Source organism: uncultured Nostoc sp. (assembly GCF_964245575.1).
Lineage (GTDB): Bacteria > Cyanobacteriota > Cyanobacteriia > Cyanobacteriales > Nostocaceae > Nostoc.
This window is the reverse complement of record NZ_CAXTNP010000140.1, coordinates 1-20,238: the sequence shown is the minus strand read 5'-3', so window position 1 is coordinate 20,238 and position 20,238 is coordinate 1. Positions and strand designations below refer to the sequence as shown.

At 42.5% G+C, this 20,238-nt stretch carries 17 protein-coding genes; 10 read left to right on the top strand and 7 right to left on the bottom strand.

Annotated elements, in window-relative coordinates; translation table 11 throughout:
- Positions 1-396: 396 nt before the first annotated feature.
- From ACFFAP_RS21455 to ACFFAP_RS21425, 7 genes are all read left to right on the top strand, one after another.
- Positions 397-2,166 carry a pseudouridine synthase gene (locus tag ACFFAP_RS21455; RefSeq protein WP_375513111.1) on the top strand — a complete coding sequence of 590 codons (1,770 nt, stop codon included), beginning with the start codon at positions 397-399 and terminating at the stop codon, positions 2,164-2,166.
- A gap of 550 nt (positions 2,167-2,716) precedes the next feature.
- The gene (locus ACFFAP_RS21450; protein WP_375513110.1) at positions 2,717-3,025 is read left to right on the top strand and encodes an RRXRR domain-containing protein; all 309 of its coding nucleotides are present in this window, start codon (positions 2,717-2,719) and stop codon (positions 3,023-3,025) included.
- Between the two features lie 56 nt (positions 3,026-3,081).
- On the top strand, positions 3,082-3,756 hold the full coding sequence (locus tag ACFFAP_RS21445; RefSeq protein ID WP_375513109.1) for a hypothetical protein: 675 nt from the start codon (positions 3,082-3,084) through the stop codon (positions 3,754-3,756).
- On the top strand, positions 3,740-4,501 hold the full coding sequence (locus tag ACFFAP_RS21440) for a class II aldolase/adducin family protein (RefSeq protein WP_375513108.1): 762 nt from the start codon (positions 3,740-3,742) through the stop codon (positions 4,499-4,501). The genes ACFFAP_RS21445 and ACFFAP_RS21440 overlap by 17 nt, the downstream gene beginning before the upstream one ends.
- 536 nt (positions 4,502-5,037) lie before the next feature.
- Entirely contained in the window at positions 5,038-6,156 is a 1,119-nt protein-coding gene (locus ACFFAP_RS21435; protein WP_375513107.1) for a sulfonate ABC transporter substrate-binding protein, read from the top strand.
- 99 nt (positions 6,157-6,255) lie between these two features.
- Positions 6,256-7,077, top strand: a complete 822-nt coding sequence (locus ACFFAP_RS21430) for an NADPH-dependent oxidoreductase (protein WP_375513106.1) — start codon at positions 6,256-6,258, stop codon at positions 7,075-7,077.
- 18 nt (positions 7,078-7,095) lie between these two features.
- Positions 7,096-7,884 (top strand): SDR family oxidoreductase, encoded by a 789-nt coding sequence (locus tag ACFFAP_RS21425; RefSeq protein WP_375513105.1) that lies wholly within the window; start codon positions 7,096-7,098, stop codon positions 7,882-7,884.
- Between the two features lie 237 nt (positions 7,885-8,121).
- Here ACFFAP_RS21425 and ACFFAP_RS21420 read toward each other — a convergent pair whose 3' ends face one another.
- A complete protein-coding gene (locus ACFFAP_RS21420; protein ID WP_375513113.1) occupies positions 8,122-8,667 on the bottom strand; it encodes an RNA 2'-phosphotransferase in 546 nt (181 codons plus the stop codon).
- A 343-nt stretch (positions 8,668-9,010) separates the two neighbouring features.
- A complete protein-coding gene (locus tag ACFFAP_RS21415; protein WP_375513104.1) occupies positions 9,011-10,327 on the bottom strand; it encodes an amino acid permease in 1,317 nt (438 codons plus the stop codon).
- Positions 10,328-11,075: 748 nt separating this feature from the next.
- Between ACFFAP_RS21415 and ACFFAP_RS21410 the strand changes: the two genes are divergently transcribed.
- Positions 11,076-11,765 (top strand): hypothetical protein, encoded by a 690-nt coding sequence (locus ACFFAP_RS21410; RefSeq protein ID WP_375513103.1) that lies wholly within the window; start codon positions 11,076-11,078, stop codon positions 11,763-11,765.
- Between the two features lie 87 nt (positions 11,766-11,852).
- Here the strand turns inward: ACFFAP_RS21410 and ACFFAP_RS21405 are convergent, their stop codons facing one another.
- The gene (locus ACFFAP_RS21405; protein ID WP_375513102.1) at positions 11,853-12,821 is read right to left on the bottom strand and encodes a threo-3-hydroxy-L-aspartate ammonia-lyase; all 969 of its coding nucleotides are present in this window, start codon (positions 12,819-12,821) and stop codon (positions 11,853-11,855) included.
- Positions 12,822-13,025: 204 nt separating this feature from the next.
- On the opposite strand from ACFFAP_RS21405, the gene ACFFAP_RS21400 reads away from it, so the two are divergent.
- Positions 13,026-13,838, top strand: a complete 813-nt coding sequence (locus ACFFAP_RS21400) for an SDR family NAD(P)-dependent oxidoreductase (protein ID WP_375513101.1) — start codon at positions 13,026-13,028, stop codon at positions 13,836-13,838.
- A 634-nt stretch (positions 13,839-14,472) separates the two neighbouring features.
- The gene (locus ACFFAP_RS21395; RefSeq protein WP_375513100.1) at positions 14,473-14,673 is read left to right on the top strand and encodes a heavy-metal-associated domain-containing protein; all 201 of its coding nucleotides are present in this window, start codon (positions 14,473-14,475) and stop codon (positions 14,671-14,673) included.
- A gap of 545 nt (positions 14,674-15,218) precedes the next feature.
- On the opposite strand, the gene aroF is transcribed toward ACFFAP_RS21395, so the two are convergent.
- From aroF to ACFFAP_RS21375, 4 genes are all read right to left on the bottom strand, one after another.
- Positions 15,219-16,319, bottom strand: coding sequence for a 3-deoxy-7-phosphoheptulonate synthase (gene aroF / locus ACFFAP_RS21390; protein ID WP_375513099.1), 1,101 nt, complete (start codon positions 16,317-16,319; stop codon positions 15,219-15,221).
- 118 nt (positions 16,320-16,437) lie between these two features.
- Entirely contained in the window at positions 16,438-17,601 is a 1,164-nt protein-coding gene (gene trpD, locus ACFFAP_RS21385; RefSeq protein ID WP_375513112.1) for an anthranilate phosphoribosyltransferase, read from the bottom strand.
- Positions 17,602-17,661: 60 nt separating this feature from the next.
- Entirely contained in the window at positions 17,662-18,903 is a 1,242-nt protein-coding gene (gene trpB / locus ACFFAP_RS21380) for a tryptophan synthase subunit beta (RefSeq protein ID WP_375513098.1), read from the bottom strand.
- Between the two features lie 50 nt (positions 18,904-18,953).
- Positions 18,954-20,238, bottom strand: a 1,285-nt coding sequence (locus ACFFAP_RS21375; protein ID WP_375513097.1) for a tyrosinase family protein, incomplete at its 5' end; no start/stop codon positions are given.

Here is a 20,238-nt window from a genome sequence, read left to right as displayed (position 1 = left end):
AAGTACTTCAACACGACTTTGGAGTACCTCAACACGACTTCGAGGTATCTGTATTGGTGATCAGATCACGGTACACACAAGGATGTAAATACTCCCGAAATGCGTAAGCGTCTCTTCTTACTTGCGTTCCAGAAATCCGAAAAGTTTTGCGATCGCAATCCACAAGCCTAATAAGGTTAACATAAATTACTTTTAAACCGCTCCAGGCACAGAGAAGCCAGTCCGCTCTTGCGGTTAAGAGACTTGTACCCCTACGGGGAAGCAAGCTACGCTCTTAGCGTTAAGGCAGGGTAGCAACTGGCGCAGCGCAAAGAAAAACAATCTTATTTTACGAGTCACCTTGAAAGGGCTAGTCCTAACATATTAGGATCAGCTAGATTTGCAAGCATACTTTGTATGGTAGTTCTGCACGCACTTTCAGATTTTCTCGACTGCGATTTTGCTGTCAACGATTTATCTCCGAGTTATTGGTACGAAGGGACTTGCTTCCAAAGTGGCGTAGGCGTAGCCCGTCGTAGACATCGCGTGAAGTTACCGCGCACCTCAATATCTGAAGCGATCGCTCACGGACTTATGCAACAACTTGCCAAAAATGACTGTTATTCTCGTGAAGGCAAGATGTATGGAATACTATTAGTTGAACTGCCTAATGGCGAACAAAGGGTACTCAAAGCCTTCTCCGGTCTTTTGAATGGTTGCAGTGTTCTTGAGGGCTGGGTTCCACCAATTCCAGGACGAGACGAAGTTGCTTTGGAGTCAGCCCGCACTTTAGCACAGTTGGACGCGATTAAACAGGAAATTCTTACCTTAAAGCAACTAACCGAACGCCAGCAGTATGAAACCCTCTTTGATGAATTTGAGCAACAATTGCAAGCAATGAGCGATCGCCATCGCCATTGCAAACATCAACGACAGGAAAAACGTCAGCAAATCTCCAATACACTTACAAAAGAAGCACTCACTATTACCCTTGAACAACTCGACGAAGAGAGTCGTCAGCAGGGAATTGAGCGACGACAACTTAAACGCCAGCAAAATGCGATATTACAGCCTCTTCAGGAGTTAATTGCAGCGACGGATGCGCGAATTAACGAACTGAAACAACAGCGTAAAGCACTGTCTTGTCAACTCCAAGCTCAGATGCAGGCTACCTACAGCCTGACTAACTTTTCTGGGCGATCGCTATCATTACAGCAATTGATGCCAGGAGGTTCGCCCACTGGCACAGGAGACTGTTGTGCCCCAAAACTGCTCCATTATGCGGCAAGACATAATCTCAAACCATTGGCAATGGCAGAATTTTGGTGGGGTGCGTCTTCTGTAAATCAGGAGAAAATCCAGGGAAAATTTTATGGAGCATGTGCCGAGCGATGTCAGCCATTGATGGGGTTTTTACTCTCAGGGTTAAGACCTATTTCAATCCCTAATAGGGATTTTTATATAACAACCCCACTATTACTAAATACATTAACACATTTACGTAAATCCAATGTGTTTGAGTCCAATGAATTCCCAGCCTTCTCCCCAATCATGGAAGAGATCCCGATTATTTATGAAGACGAATGGCTGATTGCTGTGAACAAACCTGCTGGATTACTTTCAGTGCCTGGTCGTTATCGCGATCGCCAAGATAGTGTATTGAGTCGCTTACGTCATCTGTTACCAGATGGGATGGCGCTTGCATCTGTGCATCGCCTAGATCAGGAAACTTCTGGGATTTTGTTGTTAGCACGCGATCGTCAAACCCATCGGCAAATTAGCCAGCAGTTTCAGCAACGCCAGGTTCACAAGGTTTATGAAGCAATACTTTCGGGTGCTATGACAGTTGAGCGAGGTAAAATTGAACTGCCACTGTGGGGAGATCCTGAAAATCGTCCTGAGCAAAAAGTCGATTGGCAGCACGGTAAACCCAGCTTGACACACTTCCAGGTAATGGCGAGAGAACAAAATTACACCCGTGTAGAGTTTACGCCGCTTACAGGGCGCACTCATCAATTAAGGGTTCATGCGGCTGATGCGCGAGGACTTGGGGTAACTATTTTAGGCGATCGCCTTTATGGATGCTGTGCAGTTACCAGTCGCTTACATCTGCACGCCAGAGAACTTCGCTTCGAGCATCCGCAGTTAGAAAAAACCCTACATTTACAATCAATTACGCCCTTTTGACGCTCAACCAAGAGCCAGGGACAAGGGGAAAGACTTGTTGCAAGTTCTCATACCATTTCACGAAATAATTGATACAAATCACTTTTTTGCCTCCCCTACCCCCAGCTAAGAGCTCCCTTGCCTCTTTTTCAACTCTCGCCTGGTAACGAGGAAACGTACTGGCTTCCTTTTATCTCCTCCCCTAACAGTTAGCCTATTGCTTTTTAAATTTGTATATGATAATTTCTGCTTGTAGTTAATTGGGCGGTTAATCGACCGATTTACCGTATTTAAAATTGAAATCACAGCTAAGAGACTTCCCAATAAAAAATATCCAAGGAAATCTTTAATGAGCCGTAAAGATAAGAGTGCTGGAGTTTACCTCTAGACTCTCATTCTGATCTTTTTTTATTAAATAACGTAGACGCTGCATCGGCTTGCCGCAGGCTACCGCTCCAGGCACAGAGAACACTGAGAGAAAGATTCATTCTAAAACTTGGTTTATTAAGCATTGTTGACTTGACAGACCATTAGTGCTGATGATGTCAAAATCCAAAAGACTGCTGACTGGATGCTGAAGCAAAAGATTCTACCGAAAAGGATAGATGTTGCTGCTACTATTTGTCCCACAATTCAAAATTATATGACCAAAGTATTCATTCTCGATGCCAACCAACAACCGTTATATCCAGTACGCATCAGCCGTGCTAGGCTGCTATTATCACAAGGGAAAGCTACCGTATTTCAGCGATATCCCTTTACTATAATTCTGAAGGAGTCCCTTTCTCATCTAAAACTTGAGCAACTTGGCTTCAAAATTCACCCTGGTATTAAAATAATTCGTAATACTCGCCATTCATGCGAGAAGCAAGCTACGTAATTCGTAACTACGAGTAATTAGTTAATCTTAATCGCCTCCCAAACGGAGGAATATAGATGACAAACCCCACCATCTTGGAACCATTGCCAGAAGACCAATGGTTTATTGAGAGCCAGGAACTACGATCCTTTGTAGCAAAAGTGCGTGAAATTAACGCTAACACTGTTGACGATCGCACCCAAACTCTCGCTAGACTAGAACCCTATTTTCAAGAACTGCTTGCCCAACAGGAATGGCTACCCCAAAAGTTTGTTCAAGTCAATCCCGAAAGCAGGATGGGCGGCGGTATTGGTCAGTGGCTACTTTTTCGCGCCAAAGACCGTTCGCTGTCAATCTTTAGTTTGGTAATTCCCCCAGGTTCAACGACTCCCGTCCACGACCATTTAGCCTGGGGATTGATTGGTTTATACAAAGGCAATCAAGAAGAAACAGTCTATTGCCGTGTAGATAACGGCGATGCCCAAGGACACGCACAATTACAAGTAACTGAAGTGCGTAGGCTTCAACCAGGGGATATCTACCGCCTGTTACCCCCAGATGGTGATATCCACGCCGTCAAAACTACATCCCAGAGCGCATCTGTATCCATCCATATTCTGGGTAATGATACTGGTTGCATCTTGCGCCACCAGTTCATCCCAGAATCTCACAGCGTCAAATCCTTTCGCTCTGGATATTCCAACGCTCCTTGTCAAGAGGAAGAAGAAAAAGAACATGCCCAGGTACGATAGACCACAACCCCCCGTATTCGAGCGAGTTGAAGACGAACGCCTGCACCGCAAGCAACGCCTAGCCGCAGCCTTTCGCCTGTTTGGTAAGTTTGGGTTCTGCGAGGGAATCGCAGGCCATATTACAGCTCGTGACCCAGAGTTTACAGACCATTTCTGGGTGAATCCATTAGGAACATACTTCGGTCACATCCGAGTTTCTGACCTGCTCTTAGTTAACAGAGAAGGTGAGGTGGTTAAAGGCGATGCTGAAGTGAATCGAGCTGCTTTCGCCATCCATTCTCAGATTCATGAAGCTCGACCTGATGTAATCGCGGCGGCTCACGCCCATTCACTTTATGGTAAAGCCTGGTCTAGTTTGGGGCGTCTTCTTGACCCTTTGACTCAAGATTCTTGTGCTTTTTACGAAGACCATGTGCTATTTGATGACTTCACAGGTGTGGTTTTAGAAACTTCTGAAGGTCAGCGACTGGCGCAAGCCTTGGGGCCAAACAAAGCCATAATCCTGCGTAACCACAGCATTTTAACTGTGGGACATACGGTAGATGAAGCTGCCTTTTGGTACATTAACTTAGAGCGATCGTGCCAAGCCCAACTACTGGCAGAAGCTGCGGGTAGACCCACTACTATCAAACACGAAACAGCCCGTTTAACACAAACTCAAGTGGGGTCACATACAAGTGGGTGGTTCGGCTTCCAGCCCCTTTACGACAGAATTGTGCGCGAAGAACCGGATTTGCTAAATTAGTGCTGTGTTTTTTGACCTTTTTTTAATTAAAAATTAAAAATTAAAAATTATTATTCTTAATTAATTTTGGGTACAAGCCCCCACCTTCGGGAATTAAAAATGCAAAATTAAAAATGCAAAATTAAGATTTGTCTATTCAATTTTTAATTAATAGTGGTGGGTTCAGCAGCCCACAATAATAGCGTTCGCGTAGCGTCTTGCAATTTTTACTTAATAATTTTTAATTTCGAGAAGCGACTTGACATTGGGATAATACTGGAGTTTAGACTAAATTCGATTTTTCAGGCTACAACCCTTGTGTAGGAAGGATTTTAGATTTCCGAACCATAACAGTCTCATAACTGTTCAAAGCCTGTCTGGATAGGGATTTGGCGGTTTGATAGGTCAAATTAGTCTAAACTCCAAATAATAGGCAAAGAAGTAACAATTCTCGCCACTTCCCTTTATTTTTTATGTCAAATTTTCCTAAATTTATTTATATACTACGGTAAACCTATAAATTTATAGTATTAAGATAGTTCAGAGAAATCATTTTGATGATTAACCTAATCTTTCGCCGTTTGATTGCTAAGGGGATATCGCCCATCAAGTTCAGGAATATCCCCTTTAACAATCAACATAAATTATTCTTTTCTTCTCCTTTGCCAATAGTGGGGGCTTTTGTTACAGGTCTTTGTCTAAGCTTGCTATTTGCTGCCTGTTCATCGACATCGACTGTTAATTCTTCTAACCCTAGTGCTACATCTGTTAGTAATTCTGCTTCCAGCAAAGCAACAGTAGTCAGATTTGGTTATCAAAAATCGAATATTTTGCTGAGAACCAAAGGTGTCTTAGAAAAGCGTCTGTCACCAAATGATATATCTGTACAATGGATTGAATTCCCTGCGGGGCCCCAATTGCTAGAAGCTATGAATGTGGGTAGTATTGACTTCGGACACGTAGGAGAATCACCGCCAATTTTTGCCCAAGCCGCAGGAGCATCATTAACTTACGTGGCTGGTATTGCTTCTAGTCCTGCTGGTTCAGCAATTCTTATTCCCCAGAATTCCTCAATTCAAAAACTTACTGACCTGAAAGGCAAAAAAGTTGCTTTTCAAAAAGGGTCTAGCGCCCACTTATTGTTAGTCCAAGCTTTAGAAAAAGCTGGATTGAAATATACTGACATCGAACCTAAATATTTAGCACCGGCTGATGCCCGTGCTGCATTTGTTAAAGGTAGTATAGATGCCTGGGTAATTTGGGACCCGTTCTATGCTGCGGCTCAAGAGGCAACTAAAGCCAGAGTTTTGATTGATGGGACAGGAATTAATAAGCAGGGAGGATATTATTTGGCAACCCGCAAGTTTGTCACTGAAAATCCCCAAACTGTGAAGGCAATACTAGAGGAAATTCAAAATCTAGAAGAATGGTCTAAACAGAATCGAGAAGAAGTAGCAAAAACTCTAGCACCTGTGTTAGGAATTGACCTAGAAACGATGAGAAAAGCTACCAATAGGCGGACTTTTGGCATTGTGCCAATTGACGACAATCTGATAAATCTACAACAAGGTGTTGCGGATACATATTATAAATTAAAGTTAATCCCCAAAAAGGTAAGTGTGAAGGATGCAGTATTGACAAAAGAACAATACGCTGCATTTTCACCAAAAACTTAAACTAGTGCAATGTATCTGCTGTAGGGGCGTACAGATGTATGCCCTGACAAATGGAATTGGTGTTAGTAATAAAACAACTGAAAATTTTTGAAATTGATTATGACTAATCCTACAGAACTACTGCGATCGCGCTACGGTGAAATTCCCTTCAATCCCGAAATTGAATGGAATGATTCGCTAACAGCACTACTATCTCACCGTTCAATCCGGTCTTATCTATCCGATCCTCTACCACCGGGAACTCTAGAGTTGCTAATTGCAGCCGCCCAATCTGCATCTACTTCCTCTAATTTGCAAACCTGGAGTGTGGTAGCAGTCGAAGATCAACAGCGCAAAGAGGAGTTATCCAAACTAGCGGGAAACCAAGCACATATTAAGCAGGTTCCTTTATTTTTGGTTTGGTTAGCAGACTTAGCGCGTCTAAATTACGTTGCTGACAGTCGCGGCATATCTCATGATGCACTGGAATACTTAGAAATGTTTGTGATGGCAACAATCGATGCAACGTTGGCGGCGCAAAACGCAACAGTAGCAGCCGAGTCACTTGGTTTAGGAACAGTATATATCGGTGGAATCCGCAACTGCCCGCAAGAGGTAGCAGAGATATTGAATTTGCCCTCCTCTGTGTATGCTGTATTTGGGCTGTGTGTAGGCTATCCGAATCCAGAGGTAGAAGCAGCGATTAAGCCACGTTTGCCACAATCAGCTGTGCTGCACCGCGAAACTTATAAATTGGCAGATCAAGAAGAAGCGATCGCTCATTACAACCAGATCATCAAAGAATTCTATACTGAACAAAAGATGAATGTCCCTGGCGATTGGTCAGAACACTCAGCCCAAAGGATCGCAACTGTTGAGTCATTGAGAGGACGCGATCGCTTGCGGGAAGTTCTCAATCACCTTGGCTTCAAGTTACTGTAAATAAGAAAAATCAAGATTATGGATTTGCAACTCCGTGGCAAAGTCGCCTTAGTGACAGCTGCTAGTAAAGGTTTGGGCAAAGCTACAGCGAGGCAATTTGCCTGTGAGGGTGCAAAAGTTGCCATCTGCGCCCGCAGTGAATTAATTGACAAAACTGCTGCGGAGATTGCAAGCGAAACAGGCACAGAAGTTCTATCTCTGCGTGCAGACGTTACCAGTCAACCAGATATTGAGCGGGTAATTAATGCCACAGTAGAGAAATTCGGCGGGTTGGATATCCTCGTTACCAACGCCGGAGGCCCACCCGCAGGCACTTTTGACGATATTGATTTGGCAACTTGGGAAACTTCTATCAACTTGACTTTGCTGAGTACAGTACGCTTGGTAAAATCCGCTTTACCTCACTTACGTCAATCTACAGCACCGGCGATTCTTACCATCACCTCAACCTCAACTAAACAACCAGTCCAAAATCTCGTGTTGTCTAATTCCATTCGATTAGCGGTGATTGGTTTAACTAAAACTCTCAGCCAAGAACTGGGTAGCGATAAAATTCGCGTCAACAGCATTTTACCAGGCTGGACATATACAGAACGGGTAGAAGAATTAATTAAGGCGCGGATTGCTAAAAGTGGTGAAACAAAAGAAGCAGAAATTGCTAAACTTAATACGGCAGTTCCTTTAGGTCGTATCGGGACACCAGAAGAGTTTGCCAATGTTGCTGTATTTCTGAGTTCACCAGCTGCATCATTTGTGAATGGAGTCATGCTGCAAGTAGATGGCGGAACTATTCAGGGCACATTTTGAGCTTTGAGAAATCAATTAGTAACTCTAGTGGTGAGGACTCGATTTCTTGAGCTAATAATTCTCTATTCAGCATCTGACACCAAACTTAACTATTTTAATCCTAACAGCATGATTGTATTTTACACAAAAAAATGGCTCTACTGCTCCTTTTATGGAATAAAATAATAAATCAAACTGTATTTTGCTTAATCACGCATACAACTTTACAACCAATCAATCATAACCAACTATTAAAATTCAAACTTTTTGTAGATACTCAGGTGGCACATGATCCACTAACCAAACACCATTAGCAGAACAATAAAAGATGTAACCCGCTTGATGCATTGCCGCAGCAGATATAGCAAAAACTACTGCTTTTCCATATCTTGCACCAACCGTTTGTGCTGTTGCAATATCCTTCGATAAATGGACATGATGGCGTGACATTTTGCAAAGTCCTGTTTGCAGAATTGACTCTACAGATTTGCGCCCCGTGCCGTGATAAAGCTCATCTGGAGGAGCAACAGCTTCTAATTGTAAATCAACTTTTACACTATGTCCTTGGTTCGCACGAATCAGAGTACCTGTGGAATCAAAAGAAAAGCGTTGTTTATCGTTGGATTCAACAACCGCCTCTAATTCCTGACGGGTAATCGGAAACTTGTTTTTAGCACAAGCAGTAAGTAGTTCATCAACAGCAACCCAACCACTGGGAGCAAGTTTAATTCCAATTGCATCTGGTGTATGTCGCAAATATTTACTGAGATATTTGCTGATTTGGACGAGGCGAGAATCACTCATTTGGTCATTAGTCATTGGTCATTAGTCACTTGTACTGAGCTTGTCCTGAGCGTAGTCGAAGGCGTTGCCTCTCTAAGAGTTGGGCGTAGTCGAAGTAAGTCGAGGTAAGTCGAAGTAAGTCGAAAGGAGTCGAAGTATTGGTCATTATTTTTTTGTACATACCTCGCTTTTAAAGTTGCTAAAAAAACTTTCTTATCTCATTAAGGACTAATTCAAAGCATGTTAAAGAGTGGGCGTGGTTTCTCTTGGAATAATGACTCTTGCGTTGCAGTTTGATTGTGGTTGCCATCTTGGTACTACAACTATGTCATAGTATATTACATAAAAATTCTTATTGATGGTTTTACTTTGTGTAAATTGACAAGATTTGTCTTCCCATCATGGCTAATGCGACTCCAATCATCACAATGAGTGTCACCTTACCACCAGGAACGAGTGGTTGATTTATGCTATCTGAGTTTTCTTGTTTTTGACGTTGCTTCCAACTCATTAATGCCGGAATAATTCCACCTAGAACTGAAATACTAAATGTTCCAGTGTAATCTAGGACAGTAAAAAAGATACTGGGATTGAGCGTTCCGAGGGTCATTGGAGGGAAAAGAACTAACGAATAGAGGGGTAGGCGACTAGAAAGTTTGCCCTCTGCAATTAGGAAAATATCTTTGAACAAATCCAGCAATCCGTACACAAATCCAATGAATGATGTGACGATCGCAAACTCTGAAAAAATGGATACTAGCACTCCTAACCATTCCCCAGCGCCACCTGCTCGGAGAACTTGCAGTGGGTCAAAAATAGTTCTACCATTAGATGTGCCATGTAGCATATCAGGACTGACGCTTCCCAAAATTACGGCATTCCATGCCAAGAACATAATTAAAGGAATCACAGAACCAATAAAGATAGACTGACGAATTTTGCAGGCATCCCCTTCGAGTTGCGTCACAACCAACGGCACAACGTTTTGGAAAAATAGCGCCACAGACATCACTGAAATGGCACTACCAAGGGCACTCCAGTTCTGAAATAACAGTTGGGTACTCTGAATGTGTCCTCCTGCCAAAAACAATAGTCCCAAAAAGGAAACAATGACAATTCCGACAAAGGCGCTGTTTAATTTCTCAATAAACTTTTCTCGCCCAAGATACATAATGCCACCAAATAACAGCGTGAAAGTCGTTGTGCCTACCCACGTAGGCAATATCTGCACACCCCAGACTTTTGCCACAGCAGATACTAAAATCTCTCCACCTTGGGTGATGTATGCCACCAAGAGAGCATAATGCATGAATAAATATGCGCCGCCTGCAATTCGCGCTCCCAGCTTACCAAGGATCTTCTCAACAACTCCCAACATACCTATACTCGGAAGCCCTTCTGCTCGCATCGCGTTTAAAGTCACCTCTGCAACTAATAATCCTGAAACTAAAACATAGAGCCAAACAGCAATCAGCCCAGATGTGGATGGTACAATACCAGACGGCAGGGTAACGGCTGGTAGGGCGAGAATTCCAGCCCCAACGGTGGTTCCCGCAATCAATGCAGTACTCCCCAATACACTACCGGGTTGATGATTGAGCTTTTTTCCATCAAATTCGAGATGAGAAAACAACCGAGTGATTTGCTCTGAATCTTTGAGAACAGTCTTTATGAGAACCATAGTGAATATCCCCACTTAAACCAAAAAGTTAATATTAACACATGTAAATAATATGTAAATATTGTTTACGAAAACCCTGATAGGTATCTCGTTTTAAAACCCTCGCTCGTTGATGGCGGCAATGACTGTGAGCCGTTCATGCAGTGGGTGATAGAATGAGTGCCGTTGGATTGTACAGTGGTTCTGCAACCAGAGCAAACCAAGGTATTTGTGTTGCTCAAAAAACTCCCTTGTAGTCGAGCGCACTTATGAGAAAGCTGATGGGGTGTCGTCGATTCGTTAGAGACTATAAGTTATTGCCCGAAACATCCCCGAAACATCAGAGACCTTTATCTACCTTGCCATGATCTGTCTTATAGTGAGGCGACTGGCATAAAAGTTGACTCCTCAAAACTTTTCAAACACCCTCTTATCACCATTTCTCTAATATTTTATGCAACTAAATATAAAAATAATTCATTCAATATCAACAAATAAATCATTGAATTCGTAAATAAATAAATTTATACTAATTTTTAAGATTTATTAATAAAGTGTATTAACTAACATTGGATAAAATTTATTTAATCAATATTAGAGGCTATTTCTCAAGTAAATCTATACTTTGTAACTTGCTCGTAGGGTGGCAATACCGACCATCTCAAAGTTTTCAGGGTATTACCCACCAGAAAATAGTTATATTTTTTTAAAAGTTAAACCGAATTTTTACATTAGGTAACTTTGTTATTTTAATCAAAAAAGGACAACTATGTTTGGTTCACGTATAGGCTGGCTGATTCCTGCGACCTTAACTATAGTCAGTTTAGGCTCAAATATGCAAACTGCAAAAGCACAAGATAATTATAATAATTATACGTTTAGTGTTGACTACAATACATTTGTCACTTTTGACCCAACCTTCAGACCAGACTTAGGAATTATTAGAACAACTATCAAAGGTGAAAGTACCAAACCGGCTCCTTATGGGTTGGATTTATTTGTTAGTAATGACTATGGCAAACTTGAGCCTATTGAAAATCCATCGATTAATAAATATACCTTTAACTCAAACCCAAGCGTGTTTGGTTTAAAGGACGAACTCGCATTTTCTGACAGGTATTATGGTGGTGCAAATGAATTATTTGGCAAAGCAAGTGACAGCGCTGAAATTAATTTTGCCGAAGGCTTCATCAAAGGTGGTGGTACTATTACCATCTTTGGGGGAACAGGTTTATTCCAAAATGCTACAGGCAAAATCACTTTTACTGAACAAGACCAACTTAATCCCTCTGGAACCCCTTCTCAAGGTTTAGCTAAACTGAATTTCACCTTGCAAACTCCTCAAGAGGTTCCAGAACCAACGGCGACTACAAGTTTAATTGGTATCGGTTTAATTGGAGCAAGTTTAGTAATTAGCCGACGCTATAAAAAAAGTTCTTTATCCAGGATAATCAATTAAATATGGGACTAGTTAGAAGCCCCGCCGATCAAATTCACGGCAGAACCATACATAATCAACCTGGAAACGATGTTTTTAATTACAATACTACAGAGAAAATAATTTACAAACTTGCGCCAAATCTACATTTCCACCGCTAATGATGATACCAATTCTCGCCTCTGGTGCTTTCACTACACCTTCGAGTAAAGCAGCAGCAGCTAATACCCCAGTGGGTTCAACTACAATTTTCAGACGTTCCCACAAAAAAAACATGGTGCGAAGAATCGCTTCTTCAGATACCGTCACCATATTATCGACGTAATCCAGCACTAACGGGAAAGTAATTTGACCAAGGCTAGGAGTCCGCGCACCATCAGCGATGGTATCAGGATTTTTGACTGTTTGCAGAATTTTGGTGTGAAAGGAGCGGGTAGCATCGTCAGCAAGTGCTGGTTCTACCCCAATTACTTTACAATTGGGTAAAAGTGCTTTGGCTGCAATCGCACACCCTGAAAGTAATCCGCCACCGCCACAACAAACTAATAGCAAGTCCAATTCACCAACTTCTTGGAGCAGTTCTAAAGCAGTTGTACCCTGTCCGGCGACTACATGAGGATGATCGTAAGGGGGAATGAGTGTCAAAGAGCGATTATCTGCTAAATTTTGGGCTAATTCTTCTCGGTTTGTTTCTTGGCGATTGTAGAAAATTATCTCTGCACCATAACCACGAGTCGCGGTTTGTTTGACAACAGGTGCATCATCAGGCATGACAATGGTGGTGGGAATATTGAGTAATTGTCCAGCTAAAGCGATCGCTTGGGCATGATTTCCCGATGAATAGGTGATAACGCCTGTTTGTTTTTGTGCTATGGATAGTTGGGCTAGGGCATTGTATGCACCTCTAAATTTAAATGCCCCCGTGCGTTGAAAATTTTCGCATTTAAAGAATACTTGGCTATTGGTGCGATCGTTAACGATTCTAGAAGTTAGCACAGGTGTGCGGTGGGCAATCCCCAAAATTCGCTTTTGTGCTGCTTGCACATCAGTTATAGTAACGGAATTATGCTGTGGCATTGATGACGATATTAAAAATTATTGCTGTTGTTTATATAGATACAGATTTTTATATTTGCGCCTAATATCCTGGATTTAAGCATACTCATTTCAGGTGGATAGCATCATTTTTTTCTTCCATAAATTTAGCTACAGCAAACATTATATATTGCTGTAGCTAAATTTATAAAAGTTAAATTAACTCAATTTAGTCATTTTTGTCACATGAATAAAACATCCGAAGATCGGCAAAAAAAAACTGCTTTAATTACAGGAGCGGCTAGTGGGATAGGCTATCAATTAACCCAGATTTTTGCTCGTCATAGTTATAATCTGGTGTTAGTGGATAAGAATGAACAAAAACTTATTGAAATTCTAGATGAATTTCCCCAAAAGTTTGGTATTTATGTGAAGATTTTTGCTAAGGATTTATCTATCCCAACATCCCCAGAAGAAATTTTCACAGAACTACAGCAAGCATCCATCAAAATTGATGTGCTGATTAACAATGCTGGCTTTGGTACTTATGGAGTATTTAACGAAACAGACCTGACCATTGAACTGAAAATGCTCCAAGTAAATATAGTGAGTCTGACTCATTTAACTAAGTTATTTCTCAAGGAGATGGTTGAGCAAAACTATGGAAAAATATTAAATGTGGCCTCAGCTGCTGCTTTTCAACCAGGGCCTCTAATGGCAGTTTATTTCGCTACTAAAGCCTATGTATTATCATTTTCAGAAGCGATCGCTAATGAATTAGAGGGCACAGGTGTCAGCGTGACTGTTCTTTGTCCAGGGCCAACAGCATCAGAATTTCAACAAACTGCTGCAATGGAAGATTCAAAGATTGCTAGCGTTAACAGAATGATGGATACGGAAACCGTTGCTAAGATTGGTTATCGCGCCTTAATGAGAAATAAAACTGTTGTCGTTCCTGGGATGAGAAATAAGCTATTGAGTGAAAGCGTCAGATTTACACCCAGAAATTTAGTAACAAAGGTTGTCAGAAGTATGCACGAACTCAAAAAAAATAGGTAGCCTTGCGGCAGGGGAGGCAGGGAGGGAATTTTGGAAGTTGCTAGATCATCCCGCTTTCTCTGTAACCGCCCTATGTCAGGAGGTGGACAAGGGCATCCACCGAGAACCAGTACATAGGGCAGCCGTCCAACACTCCTGCTACTACTGCGTCACTTAAGGTTTTTGTTATGAAGCCCACTGTAAATATATGCCACAAGATAGCTGCTTTTTGGATATATATGTGCTATTAAAGGTGGGCAGAAGTACCTGGAGCATAAAAATAGTTAAAAACTACAGATAAAAAGGTTTTGTGACTTACGTATAAACGTTTGTATTTTCAAGCAGTCCTACCAGAACAACTATATCGAACAGGAACGCCTATACGAGAATCTGCAATCTCTAGTGGAGTCTTCAGAACAAACTAAAAGAGCAGGTTTTTAGAAGTTAGTAAGACTAAGTAGATTTTCATAAATTACTTTATATGTTTTGGCATTTTATTTAGTTTTACTGCCTACAGATTGTCTTAAGTATAGCTATTATTTATTACTATCTTTGGGATGCCCAATTCCCTCACTATAGTAGGATGTGCGCTCCCTATCTCAACCGTTAATATATTTATTAAATAGAAATTCTAGTTGACGGAAAGAGGTAAGTAATGGCAATTAAATTGAAAGTTCCGGATATCAAAGGTGATGAATGCGCCAATAAAATAACTAAATCTATTCAGACTATGGTAGCTGATGCCAAAGTAGATGTAGACGTTAATGCAAAAACCGTAGTTGTAGAAGGTGCGGCTTCTGAAGAGACAATTAAACAGATAGTTCAATCTGCTGGTTATACTATCGAGGGCTATTAATTACATTTCTAAATCTCCGAAGAGATTTATCGGACTTACGCACTGTACAAATGCATCGTGATATGCATTAACAAAAGTAGGTTGTTTCAGGCTTTTCTTAATTATCCTGCAATCGGAAATAGACCATGCTGTAGGGGCACAGCATTGCTGTGCCCTTACAAAAGATGTATGTTGTTAAATTCATCCATATTTGGTATTTCTTGTGAATGCGTAAGTCATAATTTAGATGAAGTAATTTAGCCAGCACAATTGCTTAGTCATATATTCGCTGGGATTCTACGCTGAGTATTATTAATGACTTGAGTTTAGGAGTTACGCAAACAATAGCCGAAACCCTTATTTTCGCGTAGGGGTAATTCATCTAGACGCAAAGCGGCTTAAGACAGGGTATCGCCCCTGAGCACGTGTACTTTTGCGTAAGTCCTATTAATAAAGAATTTAAAGCGTGGGTAGTGTTATGAAAACCCGATCAATGGATTTTTTAGGAAAGAATCTGTTGATCGGGTTTAGCCGTTTGCAAAAAATCGTCTCAGATTACGGTTTATCTACTTTGATAGTTCTGGTGTGAAGAGAATTTGGCTTTCACCAATCCTATCAAATGCAGGTGTAGACCAGCGATCGACTACTTTGCCCATAATTGACATTTCTTGAACTAAGCGGTCAAATTTATCAGGGGTGAGAGATTGGGGGCCATCAGATAAAGCCTTAGCTGGATTGGGGTGAACTTCAATCATTAAGGCATCTGTACCAGCTGCGATCGCAGCCATTGCCATCGATGGAACATATTCAGACCTACCCGTACCATGACTAGGATCAATCATAATCGGTAAATGGGTAAGCGATCGCAACACCGGAAGCACCGATAAATCTAAAGTATTGCGGGCATATTTACCATCAAAGGTTCTAATTCCCCGCTCACAAAGAATCACATTGGGGTTTCCAGATGCCAAAATATATTCTGCTGCCATTAGCCACTCGTCAATTGTGGCAGACATTCCTCGTTTGAGCAGCACTGGTTTATCTTGAGCGCCTACCTTTTTCAGCAGCGAGAAGTTGTGCATATTCCTAGCTCCGATTTGGATGATGTCAGCTGTTCTCGCTACTGCTGATAAATCGGCAGCATCCATGAGTTCTGTGACGATACCCAAACCAGTAGCTTCCCGCGCTGCTGCTAATAAATCTAAAGCGCTTTCACCATAACCTTGAAAGGCATAAGGTGAAGTACGAGGTTTGTAGGCTCCACCCCGGAGAAACTGCGCTCCAGCTGCCTTCACCCGCTTTGCCGTTTCGACAATCATCGCTTCATTTTCAACGGAACAAGGCCCGGCTACCACTACGATAGGGTGACGTTCGCCGAAATAGACATCACCGTTAGGTGTTGGTACAACGACCTCGCTAGCTTCTCCATCTCGGAATTCTCGACTAACCCGCTTGAAAGGTTGTTGCACCCGTAATACTTGCTCAATCCAAGGGCTGAACTCTTGAACCTGTAATTTATCGATGCTAGTGGTATCACCAATTAGCCCTAAGACAACTTTATGAGTGCCAACACTTTTTTCTACTGTGACTCCCCAAGTGTCACTCAGTTCTTGGCTGATGCGAGTAATTTCCTCAACAGGCGTACCGTTCTTAAGTATGATAATCATCTGTTTTTCCTTTTGTTTTTGGGTGTAATACAGTCCGTTCGTAGGGGCACAGCAATGCTATGCCCCTACAGCATTTGCATCCAAACGAGAATCGCTATAACTTAGTGGCTAATAAGAGTTAGCGCAAAAATTCAGCAAGTTGTTCTAGTTTTGTCCAAGCTGCGCCGCTTTGCAAAATTTCCTTGGCAAGGGCAATACCTTTAACACAACCTGCTAAAACATCCGTTTCCCCATGAATGGCTTCACCAACTTGGAGTGCTAGAGCTGTATTTAAAGCGACTACATCTTGCTGTGCTTGAGTGCCTTTACCTTGCAAAACTGCCTTCAAGATTTCGGCATTTTCTGGGACATCTCCACCGTGCAACGCCGCAGTGGGTGCAAAACTCAAACCAAGTTCTTGAGGATTGAGCGTTAGAGAACGCACTTTTTTATCTTGGAGTACAGCCAAGTCAGTCACATCTGCTAAACCAGCTTCATCTAAACGTTCGCGTCCGTGGAGGGCGATCGCTTGCTGACATCCCAATTGGGATAAAGCTTGAACAATCTCTTCCAGTAAAAGCGGGTCATTTACACCAATAATTTGCCCTGTCGGTCGCATCGGATTTACTAGCGGGCCGAGCAAGTTAAAAACAGTCCGCACTTTCAAAGTTTTTCGCAAACTAGCGATCGCTTTGAGTGCAGGATGCCAACCTGGAGCAAACAAAAAGGTGATTCCGACTTCGCCAACTGCGGCTTGTACTTTCTCAGGAGTGGCGTTGAGATTTATACCCAAAGCTTCCAGCACATCAGCCGAACCAGTCTTGCTAGATGCCGAACGATTGCCATGTTTGGCAACTTTAACCCCTGCGGCGGCAGCAACAAAGGCAACAGCAGTCGAGATATTAAAGGTTGAAGCACCATCTCCACCAGTTCCACAGGTGTCAATTAGGGGGACTGGGGACTGGGTACTGGGTACTGGGGACTGGGTACTGGGTACTGGGGACTGGGAAAACTCTTGCCCAGTCTCTAATCTCCAGTCCCCAGTCCCTAGCCTTTGGGATTGTAAGACGCTAGCCATCCCTACTAATTCTTGGGCAGATACGCCTTTAGCTTGAATTGCAGCTAAAATCGCTCCTGATAATACATGGGGAATGGCATCTGTGAGCCATCCCTGCATCAAATCCGCAGCTTGGGAAACCGTCAACGATTGCCGATCAAACAACTGTTGCAATAAAGCTGGCCAGTTGTAGAACTCAGAAGGGATGGAGATGTTATCAGGTGGAGTTTGAGTTACAGCTATCATTTTGGTCATTGGTCATTGGTCATTTGTCATTTGTCATTAGCAAAGGACAAGAACAGAAAATTAAGGAATAAGGACTTTTGCGACGGTTTGCACATCTTTGTCACCTCTACCAGAGCAATTGATGACAATGCGGGGGCTGCCTTCTAACTGAGGACAAAGGGTTTCGAGATACGCGATCGCATGAGCAGTTTCTAAGGCTGGGATAATTCCTTCTAGTTGCGAAAGTTTTTGAAATGCATCTAACGCCTGTTTATCGGTAACACTGTAATATTCAGCGCGACCAAGATCCATTAAATAACTATGCTCAGGGCCAACGCCGGGATAGTCTAATCCGGCGCTAATTGAATGGGCTTCGATGACTTGACCATCATCATCTTGCAGTAAATAGCTCATTGCACCGTGCAATACACCTACTTTTCCTTTTGTCAAGGTAGCAGCGTGCTTTTCTGTATCTACACCTTCACCCGCCGCTTCTACTCCAATTAGACGCACCGAAGGTTCATGCACAAATTCATTGAATAAGCCGATCGCATTGGAACCTCCACCCACGCAAGCCAGTAGAATATCTGGTAATCCTCCCCATTTTTCTAGAGACTGAGCGCGAGTTTCTACACCGATTATCACGTGGAAATCACGGACAATCATCGGGTAGGGATGGGGCCCTGCAACAGAACCCAGGATGTAATGGGTTGTTTCCACGTTTGTTACCCAATCCCGAATTGCTTCAGAAGTTGCATCCTTGAGAGTTCCCGTACCTGCCTCTACTGGACGAACTTCTGCTCCCATCAACTTCATCCGAAACACGTTCAGGGCTTGGCGTTCCATATCCTGGACGCCCATGTAAATCACACATTTCAAACCAAACCTAGCACATACAGTTGCAGTCGCAACCCCATGCTGACCTGCACCTGTCTCTGCAATAATCCGTTGCTTGCCCATGCGTTTAGCTAGCAACACCTGAGCTAAAGCATTGTTGATTTTGTGAGCGCCTGTATGATTTAAATCTTCACGCTTTAAATAGATTTGCGGCCCCGTGCCATCTGGTCTAGCGTAGTTTGTTGTCAAGCGTTCAGCAAAATATAATGGGCTGGGTCGTCCTACGTAATCGCGCAATAAGCCTTGCAGTTCAGCTTGGAAACTCGGCTCATTGCAATATTGATGAAAAGCCACTTCCAATTCACTTAATGCAGGCATTAAAGTTTCGGGGACGTACTTACCGCCGAATTTTCCAAACCTGCCTAAAAGGTCAGGTCGCACAGACGTAGTTGAAAGCGTAGCGTTGATATCTTGGATGCTTACCATAATTCAAAATCCTTTTATGTTCAAGTATTTTTTACTCTCGTTCTAACTTTTTAGAACTTATGCCACAGATAAAACCTATTTTGCGTTTTGTTTTCCCCGGTTTCGTAGGTATAGCCCAGTTCCCTGTGATTCAAAACGTCTATAGGGCGCACCAAATCGTTAGAGTCAAAATTTGGTAATAGCGATAGTAAATTTCCTAACGCCGTAGCTTTGGGGGTAGACATACCGCCGTCCCAAGGCCACATAAAGTCTTTAAGATTGTGTCCATAAGGCTGACCACCATCAGAAGGATAAAAATCGCTACCTTTATGACCGTTGTCTTGCCATTGGGCCCAGAGGCGGTCTACGTTGGCATGATGCAACCAAAACACTGGGTCATAAGGCGAACTTGGTATATTGCTCATCGTACCCAGACCCTTAAACTTTATGGGTCTTGTGCTAGCGTCTATTTGTACGCCACCGACTAAGCCATGAATGTAGTTGTGGATGAATCCTCCAGGGGTAACTTTACCCTGCTCATCTACAGAGATAAATCCTTCCAAAGCAGGGCGAAATAGAGAATAGTCATTAAGACTCAGGGCACGCTCAATATCTTTTTTGGGCACAGGATAATCACTGGCAGGAGGTACTCGGAGAAAGCGTACAAGTGATGTACCTAAGGATGTTCCGGTATCTGGGTCAATATTTAATGCTGGATTCATAACCCAGCCATTTGCGACCGAAAAAGCCCCAGGCACAGCGCCGCCTGTAAAGTTTCCCTGATTTGGAATTTTGATGGTTACTCCTTGACCGTTGGAGCCAAGAAAGTCATCATTAAAAATTACATCAAGTGCTTTAGCGTCTGTCCAATCCCAGTATGGCAGACTAACAGTTGGATCTACTGCTTGCAGAGCTTGTTCAAATCTGCGGATATATTCTCGATGCCAAGGGAAAAATGCGGCATTTTCATGAGCAAGTTCTTGGACGGAACCATCAGAATGCCCTTTATGGTTATGAATCAAGCGTGTTGCCCCTAGATGTATGGCAACGAATTGGTCGTAAATACTGAGCTTGCTACCTACGGGAATTACTGTTTTTAAGGTTTTGATTGCCTTGACTAAAGCTGTTTTCTCTGCTGATGTCAGGTCAGTTACGTTCTTTCTTACAGTTAGGTAACCCTGTTGTCCTGGTAAATTGTAATTCCAATGGTATTTGTATTGTCCGTGGTCAGTGCGATCGTGGGCAAAGACTGTAATAGCACAGGTGCTAACTATAAGTAAGCTGTAAATTAATATTTTGACAGATTTCAGCAGGAGTTTCATTATCTTAATCGAAGCAGGGGGCAGGGGGCAGGGG